The organism is Rhodococcus sp. UNC363MFTsu5.1, from assembly GCF_000686785.1.
Classification (GTDB): Bacteria; Actinomycetota; Actinomycetes; order Mycobacteriales; family Mycobacteriaceae; genus Rhodococcus_G; species Rhodococcus_G maanshanensis.
This window is the reverse complement of record NZ_JMLO01000005.1, coordinates 149,146-174,083: the sequence shown is the minus strand read 5'-3', so window position 1 is coordinate 174,083 and position 24,938 is coordinate 149,146. Positions and strand designations below refer to the sequence as shown.

The following is a 24,938-nucleotide window of genomic DNA, read 5'->3' as shown; positions in this document are numbered from 1 at the left end:
CCCGAACCGCGCGCGCAACGACGTCTGTCGGCCTGCAAACCGTCATGGCCCGGAACGAAATGTGGCGAAGCTCACCGGGGGTCTCACTCACCGGGAACCGTCGAATTGCCGCTCCCGCGGCTGATTACCGTCCCGGCATCGAGTGACGCAGGTCTCACCCGGCCCGGGTGAGTGGCCGCGCGCTCGGATCCGACCCCCCACGGAATCCGCCCGGTCCCCGGGTATCCGAGAAGGAGCACCGATCGTGAATCGAAAGAAGACAGCCAGGCTGGTGGCGGCGTTGGCCATGTCGGCCGCGCTGGTGTCCGCGTGTGCCACCGACCGCGGGGGCGATGCGGTCACCGGTGCGACAGGCGGGGGAGCGTCGGGCGACACGCAGGCGTCCGCGTCCTCGGGCTCGTTCGGAACCCTCGACTCGCCGTGCGGGGACGGCGAGGCGAAGGGCGCGACCGATCAGGGCGTCACCGACACCGAGATCAGGATCGGTTACGGCGACGACCGCGGCTACGCCCAGAGCCCCGGGCTGAACAAGGAGATGTCCGACGCGGTCTCCGCGATGATCGACTGGTGCAACGAGCAGGGCGGCATCAACGGCCGCACGATCGTCGGGACCGACTACGACGCGGCGTTGACGCAGGCGAACACGGTCATGCAGGAGGCCTGCCGGTCCGAGTTCATGATGGTCGGCCACGGCTTCGCGATGGACCAGACCGCCGAGCAGACCCGGGTGGCGTGCAATATGGCCGCGGTGCCCGGCTTCACCGTCTCCCCTGAGGCGGCCAACGGCCCGATGACCTACCAGGGCGTGCCGTTCCCGGTGGACTACGGGAACGCCGCCGCCTGGTTCCAGATGGCCCAGATGCACCCCGACCTGAAGAACGACTTCGACCTGGTCGGGTCGACCATGCCGACCATCATCACCTCGCTGGCGAAGTCCAGGTCCCTGGCCGAGGCCGCGGGATTCAAGCTCAAGGACTGCGGCGTCACCCTGAACTACCAGGGCGAGCCGAGCTACGTCCCGTTCGCGGAGAAGTACAAGCAGTGCGGCGTCAAGGGCCTGTGGACCTCGCGCTCACCCGTGCCGAACGAGTTCAACTTCTTCAAGGCGATCGAGCAGGTCGGCATCGACCCGATCATCCTGGGTGAGGCCACCTGGTACGGGAACGCCGCGCAGCAGTTCAACAAGGAGTCGGGCCTGCTCGACAACCTCAACGCAGGCATGACCTTCCAGATGCTCGAGCATGCCGACTCCGTGCCCGCGGTCGGCAAGTACGTGGAGCTGGTGTCCGCGAAGGGCGGCAAGACGGCGCTGCTCGGGATGCAGGCGACCTCCTCGTTCCTGCTGTGGGCCACCGCGGCGAAGGAGTGCGGTTCGGACCTGACCCGTCAGTGCATGGTGAACGAGCTCGCCGACATCCACGAGTGGGACGGCGGCGGGCTGCACGCCCCAACCGACCCCGGCAAGAACATGCCTGCCGAGTGCGGCCTGACCGTCTCGCTCAAGGGCGCCGAGTACACCCAGGCGTACCCGGCCGACAAGGGCGAGTTCGAGTGCGCAGCCGAGTACGTCGTCAAGACCGACCCCTCCACCTGGGGCACCGATCTGGGTCCCGACCGCATCTCGACCAAGTTCCTCGGTCCGAACGTGATCAAGCCGCAGGACTGATCTCGGTCCCGACCTTCGACCAAGGGATCTCACATGGACACATTCGTGACGTTCACGATCCTGGGCCTGGTGCTCGGCGCCGTGTACGCGATCGCAGCCTCCGGGCTGGTACTCACCTACAACACCTCGGGGATCTTCAACTTCGCCCACGGCGCGCAGGCCATGCTCGGTGCGTTCGTCTACTGGCAGCTCCGGTACGGCTGGAACCTGCCGACCCCGATCGCCCTGATACTGGTGCTCGGCGTGTTCGGCCCCCTGATGGGTCTGGCCCTGTACTTCCTGATCATGCGGGGCCTGCGGGACACCGCGGAGGTGACCAAGATCGTGGTCACCGTCTCGATCATGCTGGGGATGCTGTTCGCCTCCCAGTGGTTCTGGCATCCGGAGGAGCCCCGCACCCTGCGGATGTTCTTCGGCGACGACGCCGAGTTCTCGGTGCTCGGGGCCACCGTGCACGTGCACGAGTTGATCTGCCTCGTCGCGGCGGTCGCGATCGCCGTCGGGCTGCGGCTGCTGTTCACCCGCACCCGGATGGGCGCGACCATGCGCGGGGTCGTCGACGACCCGGACCTGCTGCGCATGAACGGGCACAACCCGGAGCGGATCGCCGGCTTCTCGTGGGCGCTGAGCTCGGTGCTCGCGGTGCTCGCCGGCATCCTCGTCACCCCGATCAGTGGGGGCACCCTCGAGGCGAACATGTTGACGCTGTTGGTGATCGACGCGTTCGCGGCCGCGATGTTCGGCCGGTTGCGCAGCATCCCGCGCACCTTCGTCGGCGCGATCGTGCTCGGCCTGGCGGGGACCTATCTGCTCGGGTACGGGCCGTCGAGCTGGACGTGGACCTCGAACCTCCGGGTCTCGCTTCCGATGATCGCGCTGTTCGTGGTGTTGATCGTGCTGCCGCACGACCGACTGCGCGGCACCGCCGTCCGAACCCGCGAGCGCTATCACGTGCCGAGCGTCCGCAAGGCAGTGGCGTGGGGTGCCGCCCTCGTGGTGATCGTCTATCTGATCCGCCTGCTGATGGTCGAGTCCGCGATCACCACGCTCACCGTCGGCATCTGCTTCGCCATCGTCGCGCTGTCGCTGACGCTGCTCACCGGCTATGCGGGCGAGATGAACCTGGCGCCGCTGTCATTTGGGGCGGTCGCCACGATCGTGGTCTATCACTTCGGCATCTCCGGTTCCGGGCTCGCCCAGCGACTGACGATCGTCGGCGTGCTGGTCGGGGTACTGGCGGCCGCACTGGTCGGCGGCCTGGTTGCGCTGCCCGCGCTGCGGCTGCGCGGGCTGTACCTGGCGCTGGCGACGATGGCATTCGGCGTGTTCCTGAGCAACATGGTGCTGCGTGACACCACCGAGCACGAACTGTTCGGGGTGAAGTTCTCGCTGTTCACCGGTGGCTCGCTGGTGATCCCGCCGCTGCAGGTCGGCCCGCTGGACCTGGGCGACGAGACCACCTTCCTGATGACGGTGACGGTGGCCTTCGCGGTCCTCGGCATCGCAGTGGTGGCGCTGCGCAACAGCGGATACGGACGGCGGCTGGCCGCGATGAAGGACAGCCCGGCGGCCTCGGCGATGCTCGGCCAGAACCTGGTGAAGCTGAAGCTGAGCGTGTTCATGATCTCGGCGGGCATCGCAGGCCTCGGCGGCATCCTGATGTCGAGTGCCCTCGGCTCGGTCTCCGGTGATTCGTTCACGATCGTCCTGAGCCTGTCGCTGTTGATGCTGACGGTGGTCGCGGGCATCGGCTATGTCAGCGGCGCCCTCTTCGGTGGGGTGATGGCGGGCGTCGGGGTCTCGATCATCATGGTCTCGTTCAACAACCTGGCGAAGGCACAGCCGGAACTCGAGGGCCTCTACCTGCTGCTCGGCAACCTCGCCGCGGTGAGCCCCGCGCTGATCGGTATCGGTGTCGGACACAACCCGAGTGGCAGCGTGCACCAGGTGGTCGAGGGCTACCGGCGGCTATACAAGGCCAAGCCGGTGTTGATCGGCGGCGCCGCCGTGGTCGCCCTGCTCTATGTGCTCGCACTGAGCGGCACCCTCGGTAACTGGTGGTTCGCCAGCCTGACCATCGTCACCGTGTTCGCGTTGCCGGTCGTCGGCGAAATGGTCATGCCGAGAGCGGTTCTCGGCGACGCGGCCGCTGATCACCGGGGCCCGCCGCCGGAGTCGGTCGGCATCGACGAGCCGTACACGCAGGAGGGCCGCGACCTGCTCGACCGCGAACTGGGTCTACCCGCGGCCATGCCCTGGCCGGGCAGCGGGTCGGCCGTCGAAGCAGAAAGGGAGAGTGTCCATGTCTGACGCGGAGTCGACGCCGCTGCTCGAGACGCGCGGCGTCACGGTCCGGTTCGGCGGTCACGTCGCCGTGAACGACGTGAGCATCGCGGTCGAACGTGGTGCGGTGACCGGGCTGATCGGGCCGAACGGGGCCGGCAAGACGACCCTGTTCAACACGGTCACGGGGCTGCAGAAGCCAACCGCGGGAACGGTGTTCATGGACGGCGTCGACGTCACCCGGATGGCACCGTACAAGCGCGCGCAGCGCGGGCTGGCCCGGACCTTCCAGCGATTGGAGCTCTTCCTGTCGCTGTCGGTCCGCGACAACCTGCGGGTGGCTGGCGACATCCACCGCAGCGGGAGCCGCGGCAGGGCGGACATCGAAGCGGAGACGGATCGGCTGCTCGAGCTGACCGGGCTGACCGATGTCGCCCACCGCGACGTCTCGGACATCCCGACCGGGCGGGCCAGGGTCGTCGAGGTGGCACGCGCGCTGATGACCTCGCCGCGCGTGTTGCTGCTCGACGAGCCGGCGTCGGGGCAGACGGAGCAGGAGACCGAGGACTTCGCCGAGCTGCTTCTCCGGCTCGCCGTGGACGGTCTGGCGATCTGCCTGGTCGAGCACGACCTGCCGCTGGTGATGCGGGTCTGTTCGCGGATCCACGTCCTCGACTACGGGGCACTGATCTCGTCGGGCACCCCGGAGCAGGTGCGCAAGGACCCCGCGGTCATCGCCGCCTACATCGGAACCGAGGAGGTGGCATGAGTACCGTGCCCGAGCCGCTGCTCGAGCTCGTCGACGTGCGCGCCGGGTACGGGGCGATCGAGGTGCTGCACGGGGTGAGCCTCGCGCTGCACCCGGGCGCCGTGGTCGCGCTGCTCGGACCCAACGGCGGCGGGAAGACCTCGACGCTGAAGATCTGCTCCGGCATCCTGCCCGTCGAACAGGGTGAGTTCCGGCTCGCCGGACGCGTGGTCAACGGTGCCGACGCCGCCGACCTGGCACGGCTGGGGGTCTGCACCATCCCCGAGGGTCGCGGTGTCTTCCCCAACCTCACCGTGCGGGAGAACCTCTGGGTGGCGACGGGCACGGGGACGAGCCTGCGGGCACTCGAAGAGGCCGCGTACCAACGCTTCCCGGTGCTCGGGAAGCGGCGTGGCCAGCTGGCCGGATCGATGTCCGGCGGCGAGCAGCAGATGCTCGCCCTCTCTCGAGCGCTCGGCACCGCACCGACGGTGCTGCTGCTCGACGAGCTCTCGATGGGGCTCGCGCCCCGAGTGGTCACCGAGATGTACGAGATCGTCGCCCAGCTCGCCGGGGAGGGGCTCTCGATCCTGGTCGCCGAGCAGTTCGCCAGGGCGGTGTTGCCGATCGCGACCTCGGCGGCGCTGATGCTGCAGGGCCGCGTGGTCCGGACCGGGGACCCGCACGAAATCGACAGTGAACTATCCACAAGCTATCTAGGAGGATGACGATGACCGCACTCGCGGAGGAGCGTCGCGCGCAGTTCAAGAACGACGTCGCGGAGCTCAAGCTCAAGACCGGTCGGTCGCGCGGCGACGGCGCGGCCCGGGTGCTGGGCCTGGTGCTGATGATCGGCGGGGCGGTGGCGGCGTTCGTCGTCTACCTGTCCTCACTCACCCAGGACGACCTGCGCAACATCGCCTCGTACCAGATCCTGGCGACCGGGCTGCTCGCCGTCACCGTGATCGGCGCGGCGCTGTATCTCGCCGGAGCCGTCGCCAGGGTGCTGCGGCTGTGGCTGCTGCGGCAGCTGTACGAGGGTCAAGCCCAGGCCGACCAGATCGCCGAGGCACTGCGCGCGGCCTAGGACACGGGCGCTCCGTGGGGCGCGGGAGCGACCCGCCCCACGGAGCGGCGCGGCGCCCGATCCGTGGCCGTCAACGTTGCCGCGCCATGAGATTCGGTCCGACGCCTCGCTAGGGGGCCGGGCGGCCGTCCCTCCGGATCGGGTGGTCCGCCGGGATCTGTACCAGCACGATCGGGACGCCGTCCGGGTCGGCGATCCACAACTCGTGCAGGCCCCACGGTTCCTGCCGTGCCTCCCGGATGATCTGCACGCCCTTGAGCACCAGTTCCGTCTGCGTGGCGGTGAGGTCGCGAACCTGAAACCAGAGGGCGCCGTCGAAGCGGGTGCTCACGCCGGATCCGCCGTGGGCGGCGACCTCGATCAATCCCTGCCCGGCGAAGAACACGGTGCCGCCGGGATACTCGCGCGCGACCGCGAGCTCCAGGGTCTGCGCGTAGAACGCCAGGGTTGTCGGATAGTCGGCCGGCCGCAGGATCGTCCGGCTGCTCAGAATCTCCATGCTCACTCCTGCTCCGCGGGCCGGGCCTCGTGCCCTGCCCTGCCCGGTGTCCGTCTGCGCTGCTTCATCTCCGCCTCGTACAGGTGCCTGCGCCCGCCGAGCAGCTCCTCACGCACCGCCCGCTCCTGATCGCGGAATTCCGACCAGTAGCCGTCGTCGAACTCCTCGACCACCTGAAAGGTCCAGCGGCCCGCGAGCACGTTGCGGCCGACCAGCTCCTCCATCAGCTTGTCGGCCCGCTCCCCGTGGCCGGCCGCCCGCAGCATGTCGACGGCCTCGGCGAGCTGCAGGTGCGCGTGTCCGATGAGTTGGTGAAACCCGTACAGATGCCCGCGGGCCCGTTCGACCGTCTCGAGGGCCTCGGAGACCCGTCCGGCGGCGGCGACCTCGGCGTCGCTGACACCGTCCGGTCGACGGTGCTCGGGTGCAGGCTTTTCGCGGTCGACGCCCATGCGTTCAGTGTGCCTGATCCCGTGTTCGGCCGCGGGCGAGAGATTCGTGACAGGGGGGAACGAATTCGCCTGCGCGGCCCGGCCGAACGCGGTACCGTCTCGGCGATCGGTGCCGTCGCTAAGGGAGTCCGGCGGTCCGGGCCGTCTGGTGCCCGTTTCCGATCAACACATCGAGACTGGGGGAGTCCATGAATTTCGCGTGTCGTCGTCCTGGGTTGGGCAGGGCGGTGGGTGTGGTCGCGGTCGCGGTCGCGGTACTGGCCGGGTCGGGTGAGGCCGTTGCGGCGCCGGGCACGGGCAGTGGTTCCGGGAGCGCGGGCAGCTCGGACTCGGGCAGCCTGGGCGGCAGCTCGGACCTCGGCAGCTCGGACTCGGGCAGCGTCACCTCCGGATCGACGATGCCCGAGTCGTGGCAGGACGACCCGGGGCCGATACCCCCACTGCGCGACGACATCGTCACCCCGGCGATCGTCTCGGAGAAGTTCACCTCGGAGCGGGTCGCACGCTTCCTCATCGCCTCGCCCGCGCTGCACCGCGAGGTCGGCGTGGATGTGCTGCTGGCCGCGGACAGCTCCCGGCCCACCCTGTACATGCTCGAGGGCGTCGGCGCAGGCGAGGACCAGAGCGCCTGGATGTACATGACCGACGCGCCGAAGTTCTTCGCCGACAAGAACATCAATGTGGTCCTGACCAACGGTGGGGTGGCCAGCCTCTACACCGACTGGGACGAGCGTGATCCGAAGGTCGGGCTGCACAAGTGGGAGACCTTCCTCACCAAGGAGCTGCCGTCGCTGATCAACGCCCGGCTGAAGACCAACGGCGTCAACGCGATCGCGGGCACCTCGATGGGCGCCCAGGGCGCGATGATGCTCGCGCACCGGCGCCCGGACCTGTACCGCGGCATCGCGGTCTTCAGCGGTTGCTACTCGACAACCGACGACGTGGGCAGGCTGAGCACGCAGGTCACGGTGTCCTCCCGCGGCGGCGACCCGGCCAAGATGTGGGGTGTGCCGGGAGGTCCCGAGTGGGCCGCGCACGACACGGTCCGTAACGCGGAGGCGTTGCGCGGCAAGCCCATCTACCTGTCGGTCGGCACGGGAATCGTGGGCGAGCACGAGGGCCCCGGCACCGACGCCGAACGGATCTTCGTCGGCGGCGGCATCGAGGCGGCGGCGAATCAGTGCACGAGGCGGCTGGACAAGAAGCTGCGCGAGCTGGGCATCCCGGCCACCGTCGACTACGAGGTGACCGGCGTGCACGCCTGGGCGTACTGGAACGACCGGCTGCCCAAGGCGTGGCCCACGCTGCGCCAGGCGCTCGGGGTCTAGGCCTAGAAGTACCAGGGGTACGGCGACCAGTCGGGGTCGCGCTTCTCCAGGAACGCATCCCTGCCCTCGACGGCCTCGTCGGTCATGTAGGCCATCCTGGTGGCCTCGCCGGCGAACAGCTGCTGGCCGACCAGGCCGTCGTCGGCGAGGTTGAAGGCGTACTTGAGCATCCGCTGCGCCTGCGGGGACTTGCCGTTGATCTTCTCGGCCCACTCCAGCGCGACGTCCTCGAGCTCGGCGTGGTCGACGACCTTGTTCACCGCGCCCATCTGATGCATCTGCTCCGCGGTGTACGCATCGCCGAGGAAGAAGATCTCGCGGGCGAACTTCTGTCCCACCATCTTCGCGAGGTAGGCGCTGCCGTAGCCGCCGTCGAAGCTGCCGACGTCCGCGTCGGTCTGCTTGAACCGGGCGTGTTCGCGGCTGGCCAGGGTCAGGTCGCAGACCACGTGCAGCGAGTGCCCACCACCGGCGGCCCAGCCGTTGACGAGGCAGATCACCACCTTCGGCATGAAGCGGATCAGGCGCTGCACCTCGAGGATGTGCAGCCGGCCCGCGCGCGCCTTGTCCACGGTGTCGGCGGTCTCGCCCGCGGCGTACTGGTAGCCGCTGCGTCCGCGGATGCGCTGGTCGCCCCCCGAACAGAACGCCCAGCCGCCGTCCTTCGGGCTGGGGCCGTTGCCGGTCAGCAGCACCGCGCCGACATCGGAGGTCATCCGGGCGTGGTCGAGGGCGGCGTACAGCTCGTCGACCGTGTGCGGCCGGAACGCGTTGCGCACCTCCGGACGGTTGAAGGCGACGCGGACGGTGCCCTGCGTGATGTGCCGGTGATAGGTGATATCGGTGAGGTTCTCGAACCCGGGAACCGGACGCCACAGCTGCGGATTGAAGGTCACGATCGCCAAGGATATGCCCCGCGCGGCGGCGGTGGCCGCACGGCCGCGACCCCGGCAGGCGCGACGCACCCTTGCCGGGCCTACCGTGCAGCTATGAGCGAGCAGGTGGAACGGGGCCGGGGCCGGGGCGAGGTCGACGACTACGAGCAGCACGGTGGATTCCCCGTGTACCGGGCCGCCGAGGACAACGGCGGCCCGGACTTCGGACGGCTCGTCGAGGCGCTGCGCACGATCCAGGATCTGGGTGTGTCGACCGCGCCGCCAGCGGACGTCGTCAGGCAGGCCGCCGAGCAGGCCGAGGCGCTCGTCGCGCTGCTGGAACCGCACCGGGTCCCCGAGGGGCAGCAGCCGGGTGGGCGTTCGATGGGTCTGCCCGGTCGCGGCAGCCTGCTGATGATGCCGTGGACCATCGAGAAGTTCGACGAGACCGGCGTGCGATCGACCGGCGAGTTCCGCCGTTTCCACATGGGCGGCAACGGGGCCGCGCACGGCGGCACGCTGCCGCTGCTCTTCGACGACCTCTTCGGGATGGTCACGCACGCGTACGGCCGCCCGATCAGCCGGACCGGCTATCTGCACGTCAACTATCGCAAGATCACCCCGATCAACACCCAGCTCACCGTCGAGGGCCAGGTGGACAGGGTCGAGGGCCGCAAGACCTTCGTCAGCGCCCGGCTCGTCGACGCCGAGGGCACGCTGCTCGCCGACTGCGAGGCGCTGATGGTGGTGTTGCTGCCCGGTCAGCCCTGAGGTCGGGTGCGAGGATGACAGCATGCTTGCCGCTCACCGTCAGGGTGCGTACCGACTCCGGTTCGACTGGGGACCAACGGGCGCCGCGGCCCTGATCGAGGACTGCGACGTCGCGGTCGTCGTCGATGTGCTGTCCTTCACCACGACGCTGACCGTCGCGTTGGATTGTGGCGTCAGCGTCTACCCCTACCGATGGGACCCCGAGTCCGCCGCAGGCTACGCAGCCGAACGGGGGGCGACGGTCGCGGTCGGCCGATCGCGCGCCGTGCCGGGCGAGGTGAGCCTCTCGCCCGGGTCGGTTCGCGCCGCCTTCGGCCGCGGCGGGCTCGCCGACGCAGGTGGGAACAGGCTGGTGCTGCCGTCCCCGAACGGTTCCGCGCTGTGCTTCGGGCTGGCCGATGCCGGAGTCGACGTGGTGGGGGCCTCGCTGCGCAACGCCACCGCCGTTGCGCGCTGGCTCTCGGCGCGGGTCGGCCCGGCCGGACCGCCCCGGGTGGCGGTGGTCGCAGCGGGGGAGCGCTGGCCGGACGGGGCCATCCGTCCCGGCCTGGAGGACCTCTTGGGCGCGGGCGCTGTGCTGCGCGCGCTCGGGGCCCTCGAGGCGGAGGCGGCCTCGCCCGAGGCCCGCGCGGCCGCCGAGGCCTTCGCCGCGGCCGAGGGTGACCTGCAGGCGAGGCTGCGTGACTGCGCGAGCGGCAGGGAGCTCGTGGACAAGGGATTCGGCGACGATGTCGACATCGCCGCCGAACTCGACACCAGTGCCGTGGTCCCGCTGCTGCGGGGCGAGGCGTTCGTGGACGCCTCGTCATGAGTGGCGAACCGATGTCGCTGCCGCCGCTGGCCGAGCTACGTGAGGGCGCCGCCGTGGTGAGTCTGCCGATGCGAGTCCGATTCCGCGGCATCACCACCCGCGAGGTGCTGCTGCTGCGCGGGCCCGCCGGCTTCGGCGAGTTCGCCCCCTTCCCCGAATACGCCGACGCCGAGGCCGCCGCGTGGCTGCGCTCGGCGATCGAGGCCGCATGGCTCGGCCCGCCCGAGCCGTTGCGGGCGATGGTGCCCGTCAACGCGACAGTGCCCGCGGTCGAGGCGGCGCGGGTGCCCGAGATCCTGTCCCGGTTCCCCGGCGCGCGGACGGCGAAGGTGAAGGTCGCCGAGCGAGGGCAGTCGCTCGCCGAGGACCTGGCGCGGGTCGCCGCGGTCCGTGCGCATATCGAGCATGTGCGGGTCGACGCGAACGGCGGGTGGAGTCTCGACGAGGCGGAGGAGGCGTTGCTGGCGCTGTCCTCGGACGGGCCGCTCCAGTACGCGGAGCAGCCGTGCGCCTCCGTGCAAGAACTTGTCGAATTGCGCAGGCGCCTTGCCGATCACGCGGCGGCCTCGGGCCGCGCGCGGGTGCCGGTCGCCGCGGACGAGAGCATCCGCCGGGCCGAGGATCCGATGAAGGTCGTGCGCGCGGGCGGTGCGGACGTGGCAGTGGTGAAGGTCGCGCCCCTCGGCGGCATGCGGGCACTGCTGCGTCTGGCCGCGGAGTTGGCGGGACACGGTGTGCCGGTGGTGGTCTCGAGCGCGCTGGACTCCGCGGTCGGGATGGGTGCGGGACTGGCGGCGGCGGCCGCGCTGCCCGAGCTGGAGTACGCCTGCGGGCTCGGCACCGGCGGTCTGTTCGAGGCCGACGTCGCGGCGCCGCGCACGATGGTGGACGGGGCGCTGCCTGCCTCGGCGGTGGTGCCGGACCCGGAGCGGGTGGCAGGCCTGTTGGCCTCGCCGGACCGCACACAGTGGTGGCTCGGGAGGCTCGAGCGGTGTCATGAGCTGCTGTCGGCGGATGCTGAGTAAGCCGGGTTGGCTCCGCGTCGTATAAGGTCTGGCGCGACACCCAAGTCAACATCGGAGGCATTGAAAGTGGTTGCAGCACTGAACGACACCCTTCTCGACCCGTCCCGGCTGCCCGCCGTGGTCGCGGACGTGCAGGAGCTGATCGACGCCGAGGTTTCGGAGAAGACGGGCGCCTCGGGCCTCGCGGTCAAGGGCGGCTACGGAGCCGTGAAGAAGGTCGGACCGTCGATCGTGCCGGACGCCGTCGAGGGCCTGCTGCCGGGATTCGTCTCCCGCCTCGAGCCGTTCTGGCAGGACTTCGGCGCTGCCGGTGGAGCCGGCTTCGGTGACTTCCTCAGCGCTCGCAGCGAGCAGGTCGCGGACGCGCTGCTCGGCGTGACCGACGAGAAGATCGAGGGCACCAGCAAGTCCGCCATCAAGAAGGTCTACTCGACCATGCGCCCGTCGGCGAAGAAGAACGTCATCGAGGCGCTGCCGCGACTCGGTGCGCTCGTCGAGAAGCACGCGAGCTAGACGCCACGTTGCAGTGGTAGTCGAGTGGGCCGGATCCTGGGGATCCGGCCCACTCGCCGTTTGTGGGCGGGCCGGGGTGGGCGTCGAAGTGTTTAACACAAAGATTTCGATTACCCGGCGGTAGCAAGTGGGCCCGTGCCAGACTCCCTGGCGTCACCGGCCGGCGACCAACCCATTCACGAACGCACGCCTGTCCTCGTACGACAGGTGTGCCCATCACCAGGAGTCCGTGTTGGTCGAAACCTGCCACAAATCCGCCGCCGGCCGCCGCGCCGGGCGACTGCTCGCCGCCCTGCTGGCGGTGCCCCTTGCCGCCGCCGGTCTGTCGGCGTTCGCAGCGCCCGCCGGGGCGGTTCCCGCCGGGCCGACGGCGAGCGTGTCGATGGGCGACAGCTACATGTCCGGGGAGGCGGGCCGTTGGAAGGGCAACAGCCTCACCAACTCCGGCAGCCGCGACGGCACCGACCGAGCATGGACGGGAAGCGGCTACGACCCCGCCCGCGTGTACGGCACCACCGCCGCCAACGGCTGTGACCGCTCCGATTCGGCCGAGGTGAACGGCGCCACGTCCGTGGCGCAGACCAAGATCAACCTGGCCTGCTCCGGCGCCACCACCGTCAACGTCTTCCGTGCGGCCAAGGGTGGCCAGGCCTTCAAGGGGGAGGCGCCACAGGCCGACCAGCTGGCCGCGGTCGCCGCGGCCAACAAGGTCAAGCTGATCACCCTCTCGATCGGCGGCAACGACCTCGGGTTCGCCGACGTCATCTCGACCTGCGTCCAGGACTATCTGGTCTGGTACTCCTACTGCAACGATGACCAGCAGGCGGCGATCGACGGCAAGATGAATGCGGCGATGGAGGGTGTCGCCAAGTCCATCGACGAGATCCGTGCCGTGATGTCCGGTGCCGGCTACGCGGCCACGGACTATCGCGTTGTACTCCAGTCCGCCCCATCGCCGACCCCGCGCGCCGTGGACATCCGATATCCGGAGAGCGGCTGGACGCGGGCGAACACCGGCGGCTGTCCGCTCTGGGACGGCGACGCCAACTGGGCCCGAGATTCCTTGGTACCGCAGATTTCCGACCGCTTCGCCGCCGTCGCGGCCGCGAAGGGAGTGCAGTTCCTCGACCTGCGCGACACCTTCGACGGACATGAGATCTGCGCGAAGGCGGCCAAGCAGGTCACTGCCTCGTCTGCGCCGTCAGGGGCGAACAGCGAGTGGATGCGCTGGCTGGACATGGGGCGGTCCACCCAGGGCACCCTCCAGGAGTCGATGCACCCGAACTATTTCGGCCAGCTCGCGCTCGGGCGCTGCCTCGACCTGATGTATGCCAAGCCGAGCGGTAACTACGCCTGCCGCAACACGGCGGGGCAGGACCACAACGGGATGTTCCTGACCGGGCGCCCATAGGCGGCTACACCGCCCGTGCGCGGTGGACGAGTCCAGGCACTCGTCAACCGCGCACGGGCGCGTGGCGCCTACGGTGCGGACTTGCCGTGGCGCCAGTAGCCGGTGAAGGCGATGTCGGACTTGGGCACCTTGCGGTCGTTGACCAGGTGTCGCCGCAATCCCGTCGACAGGTCGCTCTCGCCCGCGACGAACGTGTACGACGGTCCCGTCGGCAGCTCCGCCTGCCGCACCGTCTCGAGGGCGAGGGCCCCGGGCCGATCGTGCGGGTCGGAGCGGACCAGCCAGTGCAGGTTCACTCCCTCCGGCGCCGCCACCTGCTGCGCGTCCTCGGCGTGCGGGATCTCAACGAAGACCTCGGCGCGCAGATCGGCAGGGGCCGAACCCAGGATGCCCATGATGGCGGGCAGCGCGCTCTCGTCGCCGACCAGCAGCTGCCACTGCGCGTCCGGGGTCGGGTTGTAGATCAGGCCCTCGTCGAGCAGCGCGACCTCGTCCCCCGGGGTGGCCGAGCCGGCCCACGCCGACGCCGGTCCTGCGTCGCCGTGCGAGACGAAGTCGATGTCGAGTTCGGGGATGTCCTCGCCGAACACCGCCTGGTCCGCGCCGCGGAATCCGCGGACCGTGTAGTTCCTGACCACCGGCCGCGTGCTCTTCGACATCGCCAGGTACTGGGCGTACCAGAGGTTGCTGGCCGCGCTCGGCACCCGCAGCGTGGTCTGGCCCTGCTGCGGGATGAACATGCGGAACCACTGATCGAATCCCATGGGGACGAAGCTGCGCAGCTCCTCGCCGCCGATGGTGACGCGGATGAAGTTGGGGCTCACCTGTTTGCTGCCGAGCACCCGGGCCCTGGTGATGTGCCGGTCCTCGGGTTTGACGAACTTGCTGCGCTTGGCCATGGTCTCGTTCCTCGCGGGGTGGTTAGCTCAGGCAATCCTAACTGACGGTGTCCCTGGACCGCCGCCCATCGGCGGGTGGCCGTCTGACACCCTGGAACCGTGAATCCGTCCACAGCCCAGGCCACCGCCGTCGTCGACGAATTGATCCGTGGCGGGGTGCGCGACGTGGTGCTCTGCCCGGGCTCGCGGAACGCGCCGTTGGCCTTCGCGCTGCAGGCGGCGGACACCGCAGGCCGGATCCGGCTGCACATGCGGATCGACGAGCGCACCGCCGGATTCCTCGCGGTCGGCCTGGCCATCGGCAGCGGGCACCCGGTACCGATCGTGATGACCTCCGGCACCGCCGTTGCGAACCTCGGCCCCGCGGTGCTGGAGGCGAACTACGCCAGGGTCCCGCTCGTGGTGCTCAGCGCGAACCGCCCCTACGAACTCCTCGGGACGGGCGCGAACCAGACCATCGAGCAGCTGGGCCTGTTCGGCAGCCAGGTGCGGGCCACCATCAGCCTCGGCCTCGCGGAGGACGGCATCGACCAGAACAGCCAGTGGCGCTCGGCGGTCTGCCGGGTGCTGGCCGCGGCCAGGGGCGCCAGGTCGGGCAACGCAGGACCGGTGCACTTCGACGTGCCGCTGCGCGAGCCGCTGGTTCCCGGCGCGCACGTCCAGGGCCCGGTGCCGGAGGGCCGACCCGACGGCGCCCCGTGGACGACCACCACGCACGCGACCCTCGACGTGCCGCTCGAGCTGGACCTCACCCCCGACACCGTGGTGATCTCCGGCCACGGTTCCGGTCACCGACCGGAACTCGCGGGACTGCCCACGGTCGCCGAGCCGACCGCACCGATGCACGGGCTGCCGCTGCATCCGCTTGCGCTGTCCCAGCTGGCACCCAGGCAGGCGGTGATCACCGGCAGGCCGACGCTGCACCGTCCGGTGGCCAAGCTGCTCGCCGATCCCCGGGTGTCGGTGTTCGCGCTCACCACCGGCCCGCGCTGGCCTGACGTGTCCGGCAACGTGCTGGCCACCGGCACCCGCGCCGTCGTCTCCGGCGCCCCCGACCAGGCCTGGCTCGAGCGTTGCCGGCACCTGACCGAGCATGCGGACAAGGCTGTGCGGCAACAGCTCTCGGCGCACCCGAAGCCGACCGGTCTGCACGTGGCCAAGGTGGTGATGGACGCACTGTGCGAGGGCGACCAGCTGCTGCTCGGCGCGTCCAACCCGGTGCGGGACGCGGCCCTGGTCAGCTACCCACGTCCGGGCGTACGGGTGCTGTCGAACCGTGGTGTCGCCGGCATCGACGGCACCGTGTCGACCGCGGTCGGCGCGGCGATGGCCGCTCCGGGGGAGCACACCCGCACGCTCGCGCTGATGGGCGACCTGACCTTCCTGCACGACGCCTCCGGCCTGCTCATCGGCACGGGGGAACCGCGGCCGCGCGACCTCACGATCGTGGTGGCCAACGACGACGGCGGCGGCATCTTCGAGCTGCTCGAGCAGGGCGATCCGCAGTACGCGGGGGTCTTCGAGCGGGTGTTCGGCACCCCACACGGGATGGACCTGTCCGCGCTCTGCGCTGCCTACCGGGTCGAGCACCACGCGGTGAACCCCGAGCAGTTGGCGGTGGCACTGACCGAGCCGAACACCGCGGGGATCAGGGTCCTCGAGGTCGCCACCGAACGATCCGGGCTGCGCGAACTGCACGCCGCGGTACGGGCGCAGCTGTGACGCCGACGGTGGCGGGACGGGTCAGGCGGGGGATCCTCGTCGTCGCGATCGGGATCTCGGTCCTTGCGGTGCTGCTGGTGGTCGCGGCCTGGCGCAACGACCTCACGATCGACTCCGACAAGGGCGTCGCGACGGCCGAGGTGCTCTCCGCGGGCCGGCTGCGCTCGGCGATCAGCTTCGTCACCCCGGACGGGGTCACCAAGAACCCGCGGCTCGGCGTGCTGTACCCGACCGAGCTGATCGTCGGCCAGCGGATCGACGTCGAGTACGCGAGGTCCGATCCGGACCTGGTCCGGGTGTCCGGTCGCGACGTCCGGGTGGCGCTGGTCCCCGCCGGTTCGGTGATCGCGGTGACGTGGCTGATCGCGCTGCCCGCGCTCTGGTTGGTCCGCAGGCGCACGGCGGCCGAGCCGCCTCTCGTCACGCTCACCCCGCCCGGCTGATCCGGTAGCCGAGGTTTCGCCGGAACTTCGCCGTCAGGACACCTCGGTCTCCCCGTCCCGGCTCGCGCGGCGCGGACACTGGACTGGTGCGAGTAGCCATCGTCGCGGAATCGTTCCTGCCGAACATGAACGGGGTCACCCACTCGGTGATCCGGGTGCTCGAGCACCTCAGGCGCCACGGACACCAGGCGCTGCTCGTGGCCCCGGACAGCGTCGCAGGCCGTCCCGCCGCGCCCGCCTCGCACGACGGGTTCCCCGTGCACCGCGTGCCAGCCGTGATGATCCCGCGGGTCAGCTCCCTTCCCGTCGGCATCCCGCAGCCGGGGATCATCTCGGCGCTGCGGTCCTTCGACCCGGACGTGGTGCATCTGGCGTCGCCCTTCCTGCTCGGCGCGGGCGGGTTGGCCGCGGCCAACCGCCTCGGCGTGCCCGCCGTCGCGGTCTATCAGACCGATGTCGCCGGCTTCGCGCAGAGCTACGGCCTCGGACTGACCAGCAGGGCCGCGTGGCGGTGGACCCGGCGCCTGCATCGAGGGGCCGCCCGCACCCTCGCCCCGTCCACGGCGGCCGTCGAGGCGCTCGAATCACGAGGAGTGCCAAGGGTGTTCCGCTGGGCCCGCGGCGTGGACACCGCGCGGTTCGCGCCGTCCCGGCGCAGCGCCGAGTTGCGGGCGAGCTGGTGTGACGCCGACCGGCTGGTGATCGGGTTCGTCGGTCGGCTGGCCCCGGAGAAGCATGTCGAGCGGCTGGCCGTGCTGGCCGACGACCCGAGCCTGCAGCTGGTGATCGTCGGCGACGGCCCCGAACGGGCGCGGCTGCAGCGGCTGATGCCGTCGGCGGTGTTCACCGGGCAACTCGGCGGGGACGAGCTGGCCCGGGCGTACGCGAGCCTGGACCTGTTCGTGCACCCGGGCGAGCACGAGACCTTCTGCCAGGCGGTGCAGGAGGCGCTGGCCAGCGGTGTCCCGGTGATCGGTCCGGACGCGGGCGGACCGCGCGACCTGGTCGCGCACTGCAGCAACGGTTACCTGCTGCCGGTCGAGCGCTTCGAGGAGCTGCTGCCCAGCGCCGTGATCGCGCTGCGGGACCGGGCCACGCGCGCCCGGTTCGGGGCGTCCGCCCGGCGGTCCGTGCTGCACCGCACGTGGTCCTCTGTGTGCGGCGAACTGCTGGGCCACTACGCGGACGTGACGGGGACGAGCGGTGCCCCGGCACGGCGCTCGGCCTGAGCCGCCCGCGCGCGAACGTGGGCGCGAGGCGCTCGGCGCACGCCTGTAACGTCAACGCCGTGGCAAAAACACACGGGTCTCGGGCCTCACTCGAGAAGGCCCCGCACGAGGTCGCGTCCATGTTCGACGGAGTCGCGAAGCGCTACGACCTCACCAACACGATCATCTCTTTCGGGCAGGACCGCGCCTGGCGCAAGGCGACCCGGGCGGCGCTCGACCTGAAGCCGGGGGAACGGGTCCTCGACCTCGCGGCTGGCACCGGGGTCTCCAGTGTCGAGCTCGGCCGGTCCGGTGCCTGGGTGGTTGCCACCGACTTCTCCAAGGGGATGCTGCATGCGGGCGCGCACCGGCCGGTGCCGATGGTGGCCGGCGACGCGATGGCCCTGCCGTACGCCGATTCGGTGTTCGACGCCGCAACCATCTCCTTCGGGCTCCGCAACGTCTCGGACTTCGAGGCGGGCCTCCGCGAGATCGCCCGGGTGACCAAGCCGGGTGGCCGCCTCGTCGTCAGCGAGTTCTCCACCCCGACATTCGGCCCGTTCCGCACGGTCTACATGGAGTACCTGATGAAGGCGCTGCCGGTGGTGGCGCGCGCGGTGAGCAGCAACCCTGACGCCTACGTGTATCTCGCGGAGTCGATCAGGGCCTGGCCGACGCAGGAGGAGTTGGCGCTCAAGATCGAGGCGGCCGGCTGGAAGAACGTGAAGTGGCGCAACCTCACGGGCGGTGTCGTGGCGCTGCACCGCGCCGAACGCTAGTCCTCCCCACCGCAACCCGTCCGTCGGCGCGATCGCTGCGAGTAATGTGGAACTGGCAGGGGACCGTGTGACGAGAGTGACGTTTCGATGCCGCCCACCGCGCAAGGCAAGGTCGGGAACCTGCCCCTCGAACTGACCAGTTTCATCGGCCGTCGCCATGAGGTGACCGAGGCACGGCGGCTGTTGTCCGAGTCCCGTCTGGTGACGTTGACCGGGATCGGTGGGGTCGGCAAGACCCGGCTGGCCCTTCGAGTGGCCGAGGATTCCCGGCGTGCCTTCGGCGACGGGGTATGGCTCGTCGAACTGGGCGAGGTGCACGACCCGACGCTGGTGCCTGCCACGGTGGCGGCCGCGCTCGGGCTGCGGGACCAGCTCGCCCACCTTCCCGAGGAGGTGTTGGCCGACCACCTCGCCACCCGCCGCCTGCTGCTGGTGCTGGACAACTGCGAGCATCTCGTCGACGCGGTGGCGGGCTTGGCGGAGTCGTTGCTGAAGGCCTGCCCCGAGGTTCGCATTCTGGCCGCGAGCCGAGAGGCGCTCGGCATCGTCGGCGAGGCAGTGTTGCGGGTTCCGCCGTTGACGGCCCCCAGCAGCGACGAGGCGCCCTCGTTGCAGGGTCTTCCCCGGTACGACGCGGTGGCTCTGTTCGCCGAGCGCGCCGCCGCCGCGGTCCCCGAGTTCACCCTCACCGAGGACAACCGGCATGCGGTGGCCGGGATCTGCCACCGGTTGGACGGCCTCCCGCTGCCGATCGAGTTGGCCGCGGTGCGGCTGCGCGCGATGACCGCCGAACAGGTTCTGCAACGGTTGACCGATCGCTTCCGGTTGCTGACGCTCGGGAGCCGCGGCGCCCCCACGCGTCAGCAGACTTTGTGGTCCAGCATCGAGTGGAGCCACGAGCTGTGCTCGGTCCAGGAACGGGCACTGTGGGCCCGGCTGTCGGTGTTCGCGGGCGGGTTCGAGTTCGACGCCGCGCAGGGGATCTGTGCCGGGGATCTGTCCGAGGAAGACCTGCGGGACGTCCTGTCGTCGCTGGTCGACAAGTCGATCCTGATCCGCGAGGAGCAGGGGCCCACGGTGCGCTACCGGCTGCTCGAGACCCTCCGTGCCTACGGGAGCGAGAAGTTGCGGGAATCCGGCGACCGCGACGCGCTGCATCGTCGGCACCGGGACTGGTTCGCGCAGTTGGCGCACGCGGCCGAGGCCGAGTGGATCGGGCCCAATCAGGTGACATGGATCGGCCGCCTGGAGCGGGAGAGGTCCAACCTGCGCGAGGCACTGCAGTTCAGCCTGACGGCGCCGGGCGATGCCGAGGCCGATGTTAGCCTGCGGATGGTCAATTCCCTGTACCTGTACTGGATCTGCCGTGGGCAGATCAGCGAGGGCAGGCGCTGGCTGGATCGCGCGCTGGCGGTGTCGGGCGATCGGCGGACGGCGGACCGGGTGCTCGCGCTGTTCGGGGGCAGCGTTCTGACGGGCATGCAGCAAGAATTCGTCACCGCCACCGCCCTGGTGGACGAGTGTCGCGCGCTCGCCGACGAGCTGGGCGATCCGATGCTGCTGGCGGCGGCCGGGTACGCGACCGGTTTCCAGGCACTGTTCAGTGGCCATCTCAAGGCCGCGCGGCGTTCGTTCGAAGACGCACTGCAGACGAGCAGGCCGACCGGCGAACTGCAACGGGCGATCGGCTGCCTGCTCGGGTTGGCGGTCGCCAGCGGACTGCTCGGCGACGAGGCCGGGTCCGTCGCCTGCTATGAGCAGGTGTTCGCCATCACCGCCCCGCGCGGCGAGTCCTACTATCGTGCGTACGCGCTGTGGGGGCTCGGCCTGGCGACCCTGCATCAGGGCGATCCGACGCGGGCGGCCGCGCAGCTGGCGCAGGCCCTGCGGTTGGTCCGACGGGTCAACGACCCGATCATCGCCACGTGGTGCCTCGAGACGATGGGGTGGATCGCGGCGGTCGAGGACGCGCCGGAGCGGGCCGCAGTCCTGTTGGGGGCCGCCAACGCGTTGGCGAAGGCGGAGGGCGGCATCACCGTCACGCTGCCCAACCTGCTCAGCCACCACGCGGAGTGCAAGCAGCGGGCACGCGAGGCACTCGGCGAGCGGGACTTCGAGGAGGCGAGGCGCCGCGGCAGGGGGATGGATTTCCGCGAGGCGATCGGCTACGCGCTCGGTGAACGCCGCCCGGCCGGGCCCGCCGCGGTGGAGGAGCCGGTGAGCCTGACCCGGAGGGAGATGCAGGTCGCCGAGCTGGTCGCGCAGGGCCTCACGAACAGGGCGATCGCCGAGGAACTCGTCATCTCGCCGCGGACCGCACAGGGACACGTCGAGCGCGTGCTGGCCAAGCTCGCGTTCACCTCGCGAACCCAGATCGCCGCCTGGTATCTCGAGCGGACGCGGGAGCAGGCGACGGACTCGCAGCGCGGGGCCTGATCAGAAACGGGCTCGCAGCGCGGAGCCTGATCAGAAACGGGCTCGCAGTGCGGAGCCCGATCAGAAACAGGCTCGCGGCGCGGAGCCTGATCAGAAACAGGTATGTACCCGGGTAGTTCCGCCCTGACGGACAACGGGCCTAGGCGGCAATGTGTGCTGGGTCATATCCGCGACCGCGAAGCCGAGGCCCTCGATGTTGCAGCACCCGACCAGCCACCCCTATGTCGTCAGCGAGGCGAGGAACACCAGCTGGAAGAGCACCCTCGTCGAGGGCCGGGCGGCGACCTACGCGGTCGCGGGTGCAGGCGCTCCTGTCGTGTTCCTGCACGGGTACGCCCTCACCCCTCGCGCGTACGACCGCGCACTGCTGCGGATGGCAGCTCAGGGCGTTCGGGTGTTCGCGCCCTCACTTCCCGGATTCGGCGGCACCGCGGAGCTCCCCTCGCAGGAGCGGAACCTGGCCGGGTATGCGCGCTGGCTCGGCGGGTTCCTCGACTCGATCGGTATCGCGGGACCGGTGACGCTCGTCGGCCACTCGTTCGGAGGTGGGGTCGCGATCCAGTCCGCGCACGACCTCGGCCCGAGGGTGGAACGACTGGTGCTGGTCAACTCCGTCGGCGGGGCGGCATGGGCACCCGCAGGCGGCGGTGTGCGCCCGATCGGCGAGCGGCCGCTCTGGGACTGGGGCGCGGCGGCCACCGGCGACGCCATTGCCATTCGGCCGTCCTTCACGGGCTTGCTGGCGATCACGGCGGACGCGGTGGGCAACGCGATCCGCAATCCGCTCGGGATGTGGCGGCTCGCGCACCTGGCCCGGACCGCGGACCTGCGCGGCGAACTCGACGAGTTGGCGGAGCGCGGCCTCCCGGTGACGCTGCTCTGGGGCGGCGACGACACGTTCATCCCGCGCGCCAGCTTCGAGTCCCTTCGCACCGCGCTCCGCAATCCAACGGTCGTCACCGTCGCGGGCAACCACGGCTGGCTGATCGACGACCCGCACGGATTCGGAACCGCGATGGCGACCGTGTTCGGCAGGGAGCAGACGCTGCCCGACACACCAGCGGCGGTGTCGTTGTGACGGCCGCGGGCGGGACCCACCTGTGGGCAGGCCTGTCGGCGCGCACCCTGATGATCCGGCGTTGTGAGTGCTGTGACCTGCTGCTCGCGCCGGTCGCGGTGACCTGCTCCTCGTGCGGCAGTGACCACCTGTCGCGAGTGCCCTCGACCGGGCTCGGGTCCATGGTGACCTGGAAGCTGGCGGACCGCATGCGGGCAGGAGCTGACGACGACGCCCTGCCCAGCATGCTGGCCGTCGTCGCGCTCGACGACGGGCCATGGATCTGCAGCTGGATCGAGGGTGAGATCGCGGTGCGCCCCGGCCGCCCGGTCCGGGTCGAATTCGACCATCTCGATTCCGACGAGCGGTACCCGGTGTTCCACGGCTGCCAACACGCGTCGGCCGTGCGAGTCGCCTGACGCCCCTGCGACCCGCCCCGGGGGTAGCGTCGATTGCAGGAGACCGCGAGTTGAGAGTGACGGTTCGATGGCTACCGCTGTCCGGGGCAAGATCGGGAACTTGCCTCTCGAGCTGACAAGTTTCGTCGGCCGTCGCCGCGAGGTGACCGAGACGAGGCGGCTGCTGTCTGTCTCGCGACTGGTGACGCTGACCGGGATCGGCGGGGTCGGCAAGACCCGGCTCGCGCTCCGGGTCGCCGAGGACTCGAGGAGGGTGTTCGAGGACGGGGTGTGGCTGGTCGAGCTCGGCGAGCTGCAGGAGGAGGCCCTGCTGCCCGACCTGGTCGCCGCCACGCTCGGGCTGCGGGAGCAGTCGACAACCCCCGCACTGGACTCGCTGGCGGAGTACCTCGCCGATCGGCGGCTGCTCCTGGTGCTGGACAACTGTGAACACGTCCTCGACGCGGCCGCGTCGCTCGCCGAGGCCCTGCTGCGGCGCTGCCCCGAGCTGCGAATCCTGGCCACCAGCCGCGAGCCGTTGGGCATCGGGGGAGAGGCCTTTCTGCGGGTGCCGCCGCTGTCGGTCCCGGATCCGGAGCGGCGCTCGTCCCGCGCCGGGTCGTCATCGGGCGACGCCGTCACGCTGTTCGCCGAACGGGCGTGCGCCGCGGTCCCCGGATTCGGGCTCACCGAGGACAATCGGGTCGCGGTGGCCCGGATCTGTCAGCGGCTGGACGGGTTGCCCCTGCCCATCGAGTTGGCCGCCGTGCGTCTGCGGGCGATGTCCGCGGAGCAGATCCTGGACCGGCTGAACGACCGTTACCGCCTGCTGACCGGGGGTAGCCGCGGCGCGCCGACGCGCCAGCAGACGTTGCGACTGTGCATCGACTGGAGCCATGAGCTGTGCACCGAGCGGGAGCGGATGCTGTGGCGGCGGATGTCGGTGTTCACCGGCGGCTTCGAGCTCGATGCGGCGGAGGGCATCTGCGCAGGGGACCTGAGCCCGGACGATCTGCTGGACGTGGTGGCGGCGCTGGTCGACAGGTCGATCCTGATCCGGGAGGAAGCGGGTGCCGTGGTGCGGTATCGGCTTCTCGAGACCCTGCGTGAGTACGGTCGCGAGAAGCTGGAGGAGTCCGGCGAGTACCCGTCGATGCGGCGACGGCACCGGGATTGGTACCAGCAGCTGGTGTCGCGCGCGGAGGCCGAGTGGATCAGCCCGACGCAGGTGGAGTGGATCGCGCGGCTGGGGCGGGAACAGTCGAACGTGCGCGAGGCCATGGAGTTCTCCCTGACCGAGCCTGGGGAGGCGGAGGCGGCCCTGCGCATCGCCAACGCTGTCTACCTGTTCTGGCTGTCCAGGGGCCTGCTCGGGGAGGGCAGGCACTGGCTCGACCTCGCTCTCGCCCGCCAGGGCGGGCAGCCGACCGCGGAGCGGGCCAAGGCGCTGTACGCGAACAGCGTGCTGGCCTCGAACCAGGGCGACATCGAGGCGGGCGCCGCTCTGATCGAGCAGGCAGGCGAGATCGCCGAGGTCCTCGACGATCCCGCGGTTCGCGCACTCGTCACCCACGGCGTCGGGCAGCTCGCGGTGTGCAGCGGAGACCTGCCCCTCGCCGTCACCTCGTTCGACGCGGCCCTCACCACGTTCCGCGCGGACGGGAACACACTGCTGGAGCTCGCGACCGTGCTCGGTCTCGCGCTGGCCTGCGCGCTGCTCGGGGACACCTCGCGCTCGATCGCCTGCCAAGAGGAGGCTCTCGCGATCACCCAGTCTCGCGGCGAGTCCGTGTACCGGGGCTACGCGCTGTGCACCCTCGGGCTCGCGTTGTGGCAGAGCGATCCCCGGCGGGCGTCCGGCATGCTCGAACAGGGCCTTCGGCTCAGCCGCGTGGTGGACGACCTGCTCGGCTCCGCGATCTGCGTCGAGGCGATGGCGTGGGTCGCGGCGGGCGAGCACCCCGCCCGGCGCGCGGCCGTGCTGTTCGGCGTCGCCCACTCGCTGTGGCGGGCGGTCGGGAGCACCGGGGTCGTGATACCGCCGCTGCACGAGTACCACGACGAAACCGAGCTCCGGGTCCGCGCCGCGCTCGGCAAGCGCGCCTACGAGGCGGCCTTCGGACAGGGCGCGGGCATGAGCTTCGACGACGGAATCGCGTACGCGCTGGACGAGCAGCCGCAGGGGGTGCCGACCGCGGGCGGCGCCCCTGCCCTGACCCGGCGTGAGCGGCAGGTCGCCGACCTGGTCGCGCAGGGCATGACGAACAGGGCGATCGCCGAGCACCTGGTGATCGCCCCGCGCACGGTGGAGGGCCACGTCGAGCACGTCCTCGCGAAGCTGGGATTCACCTCCCGCGCACAGATCGCCGCGTGGGTCGTCGAGCAGGCGCAGGTCGACACCTGATCGCCATGACGGTCGCGTCGGGGGCCGGTCAGCGGCGAAAACAGGTACCCATCCGGGTGGTTCCACCGTCGCAGGGGACCCGGGCAAAAGGGACACTTTGACACGTCTCGTCAGTCCCAGGAA

23 protein-coding genes are annotated in these 24,938 nt (G+C 70.5%); 19 read left to right on the top strand and 4 right to left on the bottom strand.

All coding sequences use genetic code 11. The annotated features are described in order from the left end of the window. Positions 1 to 244: 244 nt before the first annotated feature. From BR31_RS0109115 to BR31_RS0109095, 5 genes are read left to right on the top strand one after another with little or no spacing between them, the layout of a single operon-like run. Entirely contained in the window at positions 245 to 1,666 is a 1,422-nt protein-coding gene (locus BR31_RS0109115) for an ABC transporter substrate-binding protein (RefSeq protein WP_027500692.1), read from the top strand. 33 nt (positions 1,667 to 1,699) lie between these two features. Then, positions 1,700 to 3,976, top strand: coding sequence for an ABC transporter permease (locus BR31_RS0109110; RefSeq protein WP_027500691.1), 2,277 nt, complete (start codon positions 1,700 to 1,702; stop codon positions 3,974 to 3,976). Continuing rightward, positions 3,969 to 4,718, top strand: coding sequence for an ABC transporter ATP-binding protein (locus BR31_RS0109105; protein ID WP_027500690.1), 750 nt, complete (start codon positions 3,969 to 3,971; stop codon positions 4,716 to 4,718). The genes BR31_RS0109110 and BR31_RS0109105 overlap by 8 nt, the downstream gene beginning before the upstream one ends. Beyond that, on the top strand, positions 4,715 to 5,425 hold the full coding sequence (locus BR31_RS0109100; protein ID WP_027500689.1) for an ABC transporter ATP-binding protein: 711 nt from the start codon (positions 4,715 to 4,717) through the stop codon (positions 5,423 to 5,425). The genes BR31_RS0109105 and BR31_RS0109100 overlap by 4 nt, the downstream gene beginning before the upstream one ends. A gap of 2 nt (positions 5,426 to 5,427) precedes the next feature. Further along, entirely contained in the window at positions 5,428 to 5,784 is a 357-nt protein-coding gene (locus BR31_RS0109095; RefSeq protein WP_027500688.1) for a hypothetical protein, read from the top strand. 109 nt (positions 5,785 to 5,893) lie between these two features. On the opposite strand, the gene BR31_RS0109090 is transcribed toward BR31_RS0109095, so the two are convergent. Next, the gene (locus tag BR31_RS0109090) at positions 5,894 to 6,283 is read right to left on the bottom strand and encodes a VOC family protein (protein ID WP_027500687.1); all 390 of its coding nucleotides are present in this window, start codon (positions 6,281 to 6,283) and stop codon (positions 5,894 to 5,896) included. 2 nt (positions 6,284 to 6,285) lie between these two features. After that, a complete protein-coding gene (locus BR31_RS0109085; RefSeq protein ID WP_027500686.1) occupies positions 6,286 to 6,735 on the bottom strand; it encodes a hypothetical protein in 450 nt (149 codons plus the stop codon). A gap of 188 nt (positions 6,736 to 6,923) precedes the next feature. Here BR31_RS0109085 and BR31_RS0109080 point away from each other — a divergent pair, with 188 nt between their 5' ends. Further along, positions 6,924 to 8,063 (top strand): alpha/beta hydrolase, encoded by a 1,140-nt coding sequence (locus BR31_RS0109080; RefSeq protein ID WP_051637100.1) that lies wholly within the window; start codon positions 6,924 to 6,926, stop codon positions 8,061 to 8,063. A gap of 2 nt (positions 8,064 to 8,065) precedes the next feature. On the opposite strand, the gene BR31_RS0109075 is transcribed toward BR31_RS0109080, so the two are convergent. Next, a complete protein-coding gene (locus tag BR31_RS0109075) occupies positions 8,066 to 8,959 on the bottom strand; it encodes a 1,4-dihydroxy-2-naphthoyl-CoA synthase (RefSeq protein ID WP_027500684.1) in 894 nt (297 codons plus the stop codon). A gap of 93 nt (positions 8,960 to 9,052) precedes the next feature. Between BR31_RS0109075 and BR31_RS0109070 the strand changes: the two genes are divergently transcribed. The 5 genes from BR31_RS0109070 to BR31_RS27975 all read left to right on the top strand — a co-directional run bounded on the left by BR31_RS0109070 (position 9,053) and on the right by BR31_RS27975 (position 13,469). Next, positions 9,053 to 9,709 carry a PaaI family thioesterase gene (locus BR31_RS0109070; RefSeq protein WP_027500683.1) on the top strand — a complete coding sequence of 219 codons (657 nt, stop codon included), beginning with the start codon at positions 9,053 to 9,055 and terminating at the stop codon, positions 9,707 to 9,709. A gap of 22 nt (positions 9,710 to 9,731) precedes the next feature. Continuing rightward, the gene (locus tag BR31_RS0109065; protein WP_027500682.1) at positions 9,732 to 10,520 is read left to right on the top strand and encodes a 2-phosphosulfolactate phosphatase; all 789 of its coding nucleotides are present in this window, start codon (positions 9,732 to 9,734) and stop codon (positions 10,518 to 10,520) included. Further along, positions 10,517 to 11,545 (top strand): o-succinylbenzoate synthase, encoded by a 1,029-nt coding sequence (locus BR31_RS0109060; RefSeq protein WP_442970207.1) that lies wholly within the window; start codon positions 10,517 to 10,519, stop codon positions 11,543 to 11,545. Before BR31_RS0109065 ends, BR31_RS0109060 begins: the two co-directional genes overlap by 4 nt. A gap of 66 nt (positions 11,546 to 11,611) precedes the next feature. After that, the gene (locus tag BR31_RS0109055) at positions 11,612 to 12,058 is read left to right on the top strand and encodes a DUF6918 family protein (RefSeq protein ID WP_027500680.1); all 447 of its coding nucleotides are present in this window, start codon (positions 11,612 to 11,614) and stop codon (positions 12,056 to 12,058) included. Between the two features lie 229 nt (positions 12,059 to 12,287). Further along, the gene (locus BR31_RS27975; protein ID WP_197023576.1) at positions 12,288 to 13,469 is read left to right on the top strand and encodes a GDSL-type esterase/lipase family protein; all 1,182 of its coding nucleotides are present in this window, start codon (positions 12,288 to 12,290) and stop codon (positions 13,467 to 13,469) included. A gap of 68 nt (positions 13,470 to 13,537) precedes the next feature. Here the strand turns inward: BR31_RS27975 and BR31_RS0109045 are convergent, their stop codons facing one another. After that, a complete protein-coding gene (locus BR31_RS0109045) occupies positions 13,538 to 14,368 on the bottom strand; it encodes a siderophore-interacting protein (protein WP_027500679.1) in 831 nt (276 codons plus the stop codon). Positions 14,369 to 14,467: 99 nt separating this feature from the next. Here BR31_RS0109045 and menD point away from each other — a divergent pair, with 99 nt between their 5' ends. The 8 genes from menD to BR31_RS0109005 all read left to right on the top strand — a co-directional run bounded on the left by menD (position 14,468) and on the right by BR31_RS0109005 (position 24,815). Then, complete coding sequence (gene menD / locus BR31_RS0109040; protein ID WP_027500678.1) at positions 14,468 to 16,090, top strand: 2-succinyl-5-enolpyruvyl-6-hydroxy-3-cyclohexene-1-carboxylic-acid synthase; 1,623 nt, start codon at positions 14,468 to 14,470, stop codon at positions 16,088 to 16,090. Next, a complete protein-coding gene (locus BR31_RS0109035; protein WP_037176062.1) occupies positions 16,087 to 16,533 on the top strand; it encodes a hypothetical protein in 447 nt (148 codons plus the stop codon). The genes menD and BR31_RS0109035 overlap by 4 nt, the downstream gene beginning before the upstream one ends. A gap of 86 nt (positions 16,534 to 16,619) precedes the next feature. Next, entirely contained in the window at positions 16,620 to 17,762 is a 1,143-nt protein-coding gene (locus tag BR31_RS0109030) for a glycosyltransferase family 4 protein (protein ID WP_027500676.1), read from the top strand. Between the two features lie 59 nt (positions 17,763 to 17,821). Then, positions 17,822 to 18,520: a demethylmenaquinone methyltransferase gene (locus BR31_RS0109025; RefSeq protein WP_027500675.1), complete on the top strand. Its 699-nt coding sequence runs from the start codon at positions 17,822 to 17,824 to the stop codon at positions 18,518 to 18,520. A gap of 87 nt (positions 18,521 to 18,607) precedes the next feature. After that, complete coding sequence (locus BR31_RS27970; RefSeq protein WP_037176057.1) at positions 18,608 to 20,956, top strand: ATP-binding protein; 2,349 nt, start codon at positions 18,608 to 18,610, stop codon at positions 20,954 to 20,956. A 193-nt stretch (positions 20,957 to 21,149) separates the two neighbouring features. Beyond that, complete coding sequence (locus BR31_RS27965) at positions 21,150 to 22,034, top strand: alpha/beta fold hydrolase (protein ID WP_051637099.1); 885 nt, start codon at positions 21,150 to 21,152, stop codon at positions 22,032 to 22,034. After that, a complete protein-coding gene (locus BR31_RS27960; protein ID WP_051637098.1) occupies positions 22,031 to 22,432 on the top strand; it encodes a Zn-ribbon domain-containing OB-fold protein in 402 nt (133 codons plus the stop codon). The genes BR31_RS27965 and BR31_RS27960 overlap by 4 nt, the downstream gene beginning before the upstream one ends. Positions 22,433 to 22,499: 67 nt before the next feature. Next, the gene (locus BR31_RS0109005; RefSeq protein ID WP_027500674.1) at positions 22,500 to 24,815 is read left to right on the top strand and encodes an ATP-binding protein; all 2,316 of its coding nucleotides are present in this window, start codon (positions 22,500 to 22,502) and stop codon (positions 24,813 to 24,815) included. Positions 24,816 to 24,938 lie beyond the last annotated feature (123 nt).

What these genes read in the sequence shown, in the direction of transcription:
- BR31_RS0109110 (WP_027500691.1), top strand. Translation starts at nt 1,700, where the DNA reads ATGGACACATTCGTGACGTTCACGATCCTGGGCCTGGTGCTCGGCGCC.
- BR31_RS0109105 (WP_027500690.1), top strand. Translation starts at nt 3,969, where the DNA reads ATGTCTGACGCGGAGTCGACGCCGCTGCTCGAGACGCGCGGCGTCACG.
- BR31_RS0109100 (WP_027500689.1), top strand. Translation starts at nt 4,715, where the DNA reads ATGAGTACCGTGCCCGAGCCGCTGCTCGAGCTCGTCGACGTGCGCGCC.
- BR31_RS0109095 (WP_027500688.1), top strand. Translation starts at nt 5,428, where the DNA reads ATGACCGCACTCGCGGAGGAGCGTCGCGCGCAGTTCAAGAACGACGTC.
- BR31_RS0109090 (WP_027500687.1), bottom strand. Translation starts at nt 6,283, where the DNA reads ATGGAGATTCTGAGCAGCCGGACGATCCTGCGGCCGGCCGACTATCCG.
- BR31_RS0109085 (WP_027500686.1), bottom strand. Translation starts at nt 6,735, where the DNA reads ATGGGCGTCGACCGCGAAAAGCCTGCACCCGAGCACCGTCGACCGGAC.
- BR31_RS0109080 (WP_051637100.1), top strand. Translation starts at nt 6,924, where the DNA reads ATGAATTTCGCGTGTCGTCGTCCTGGGTTGGGCAGGGCGGTGGGTGTG.
- BR31_RS0109070 (WP_027500683.1), top strand. Translation starts at nt 9,053, where the DNA reads ATGAGCGAGCAGGTGGAACGGGGCCGGGGCCGGGGCGAGGTCGACGAC.
- BR31_RS0109065 (WP_027500682.1), top strand. Translation starts at nt 9,732, where the DNA reads ATGCTTGCCGCTCACCGTCAGGGTGCGTACCGACTCCGGTTCGACTGG.
- BR31_RS0109060 (WP_442970207.1), top strand. Translation starts at nt 10,517, where the DNA reads ATGAGTGGCGAACCGATGTCGCTGCCGCCGCTGGCCGAGCTACGTGAG.
- BR31_RS0109045 (WP_027500679.1), bottom strand. Translation starts at nt 14,368, where the DNA reads ATGGCCAAGCGCAGCAAGTTCGTCAAACCCGAGGACCGGCACATCACC.
- BR31_RS27970 (WP_037176057.1), top strand. Translation starts at nt 18,608, where the DNA reads ATGCCGCCCACCGCGCAAGGCAAGGTCGGGAACCTGCCCCTCGAACTG.
- BR31_RS27965 (WP_051637099.1), top strand. Translation starts at nt 21,150, where the DNA reads ATGTTGCAGCACCCGACCAGCCACCCCTATGTCGTCAGCGAGGCGAGG.
- BR31_RS0109005 (WP_027500674.1), top strand. Translation starts at nt 22,500, where the DNA reads ATGGCTACCGCTGTCCGGGGCAAGATCGGGAACTTGCCTCTCGAGCTG.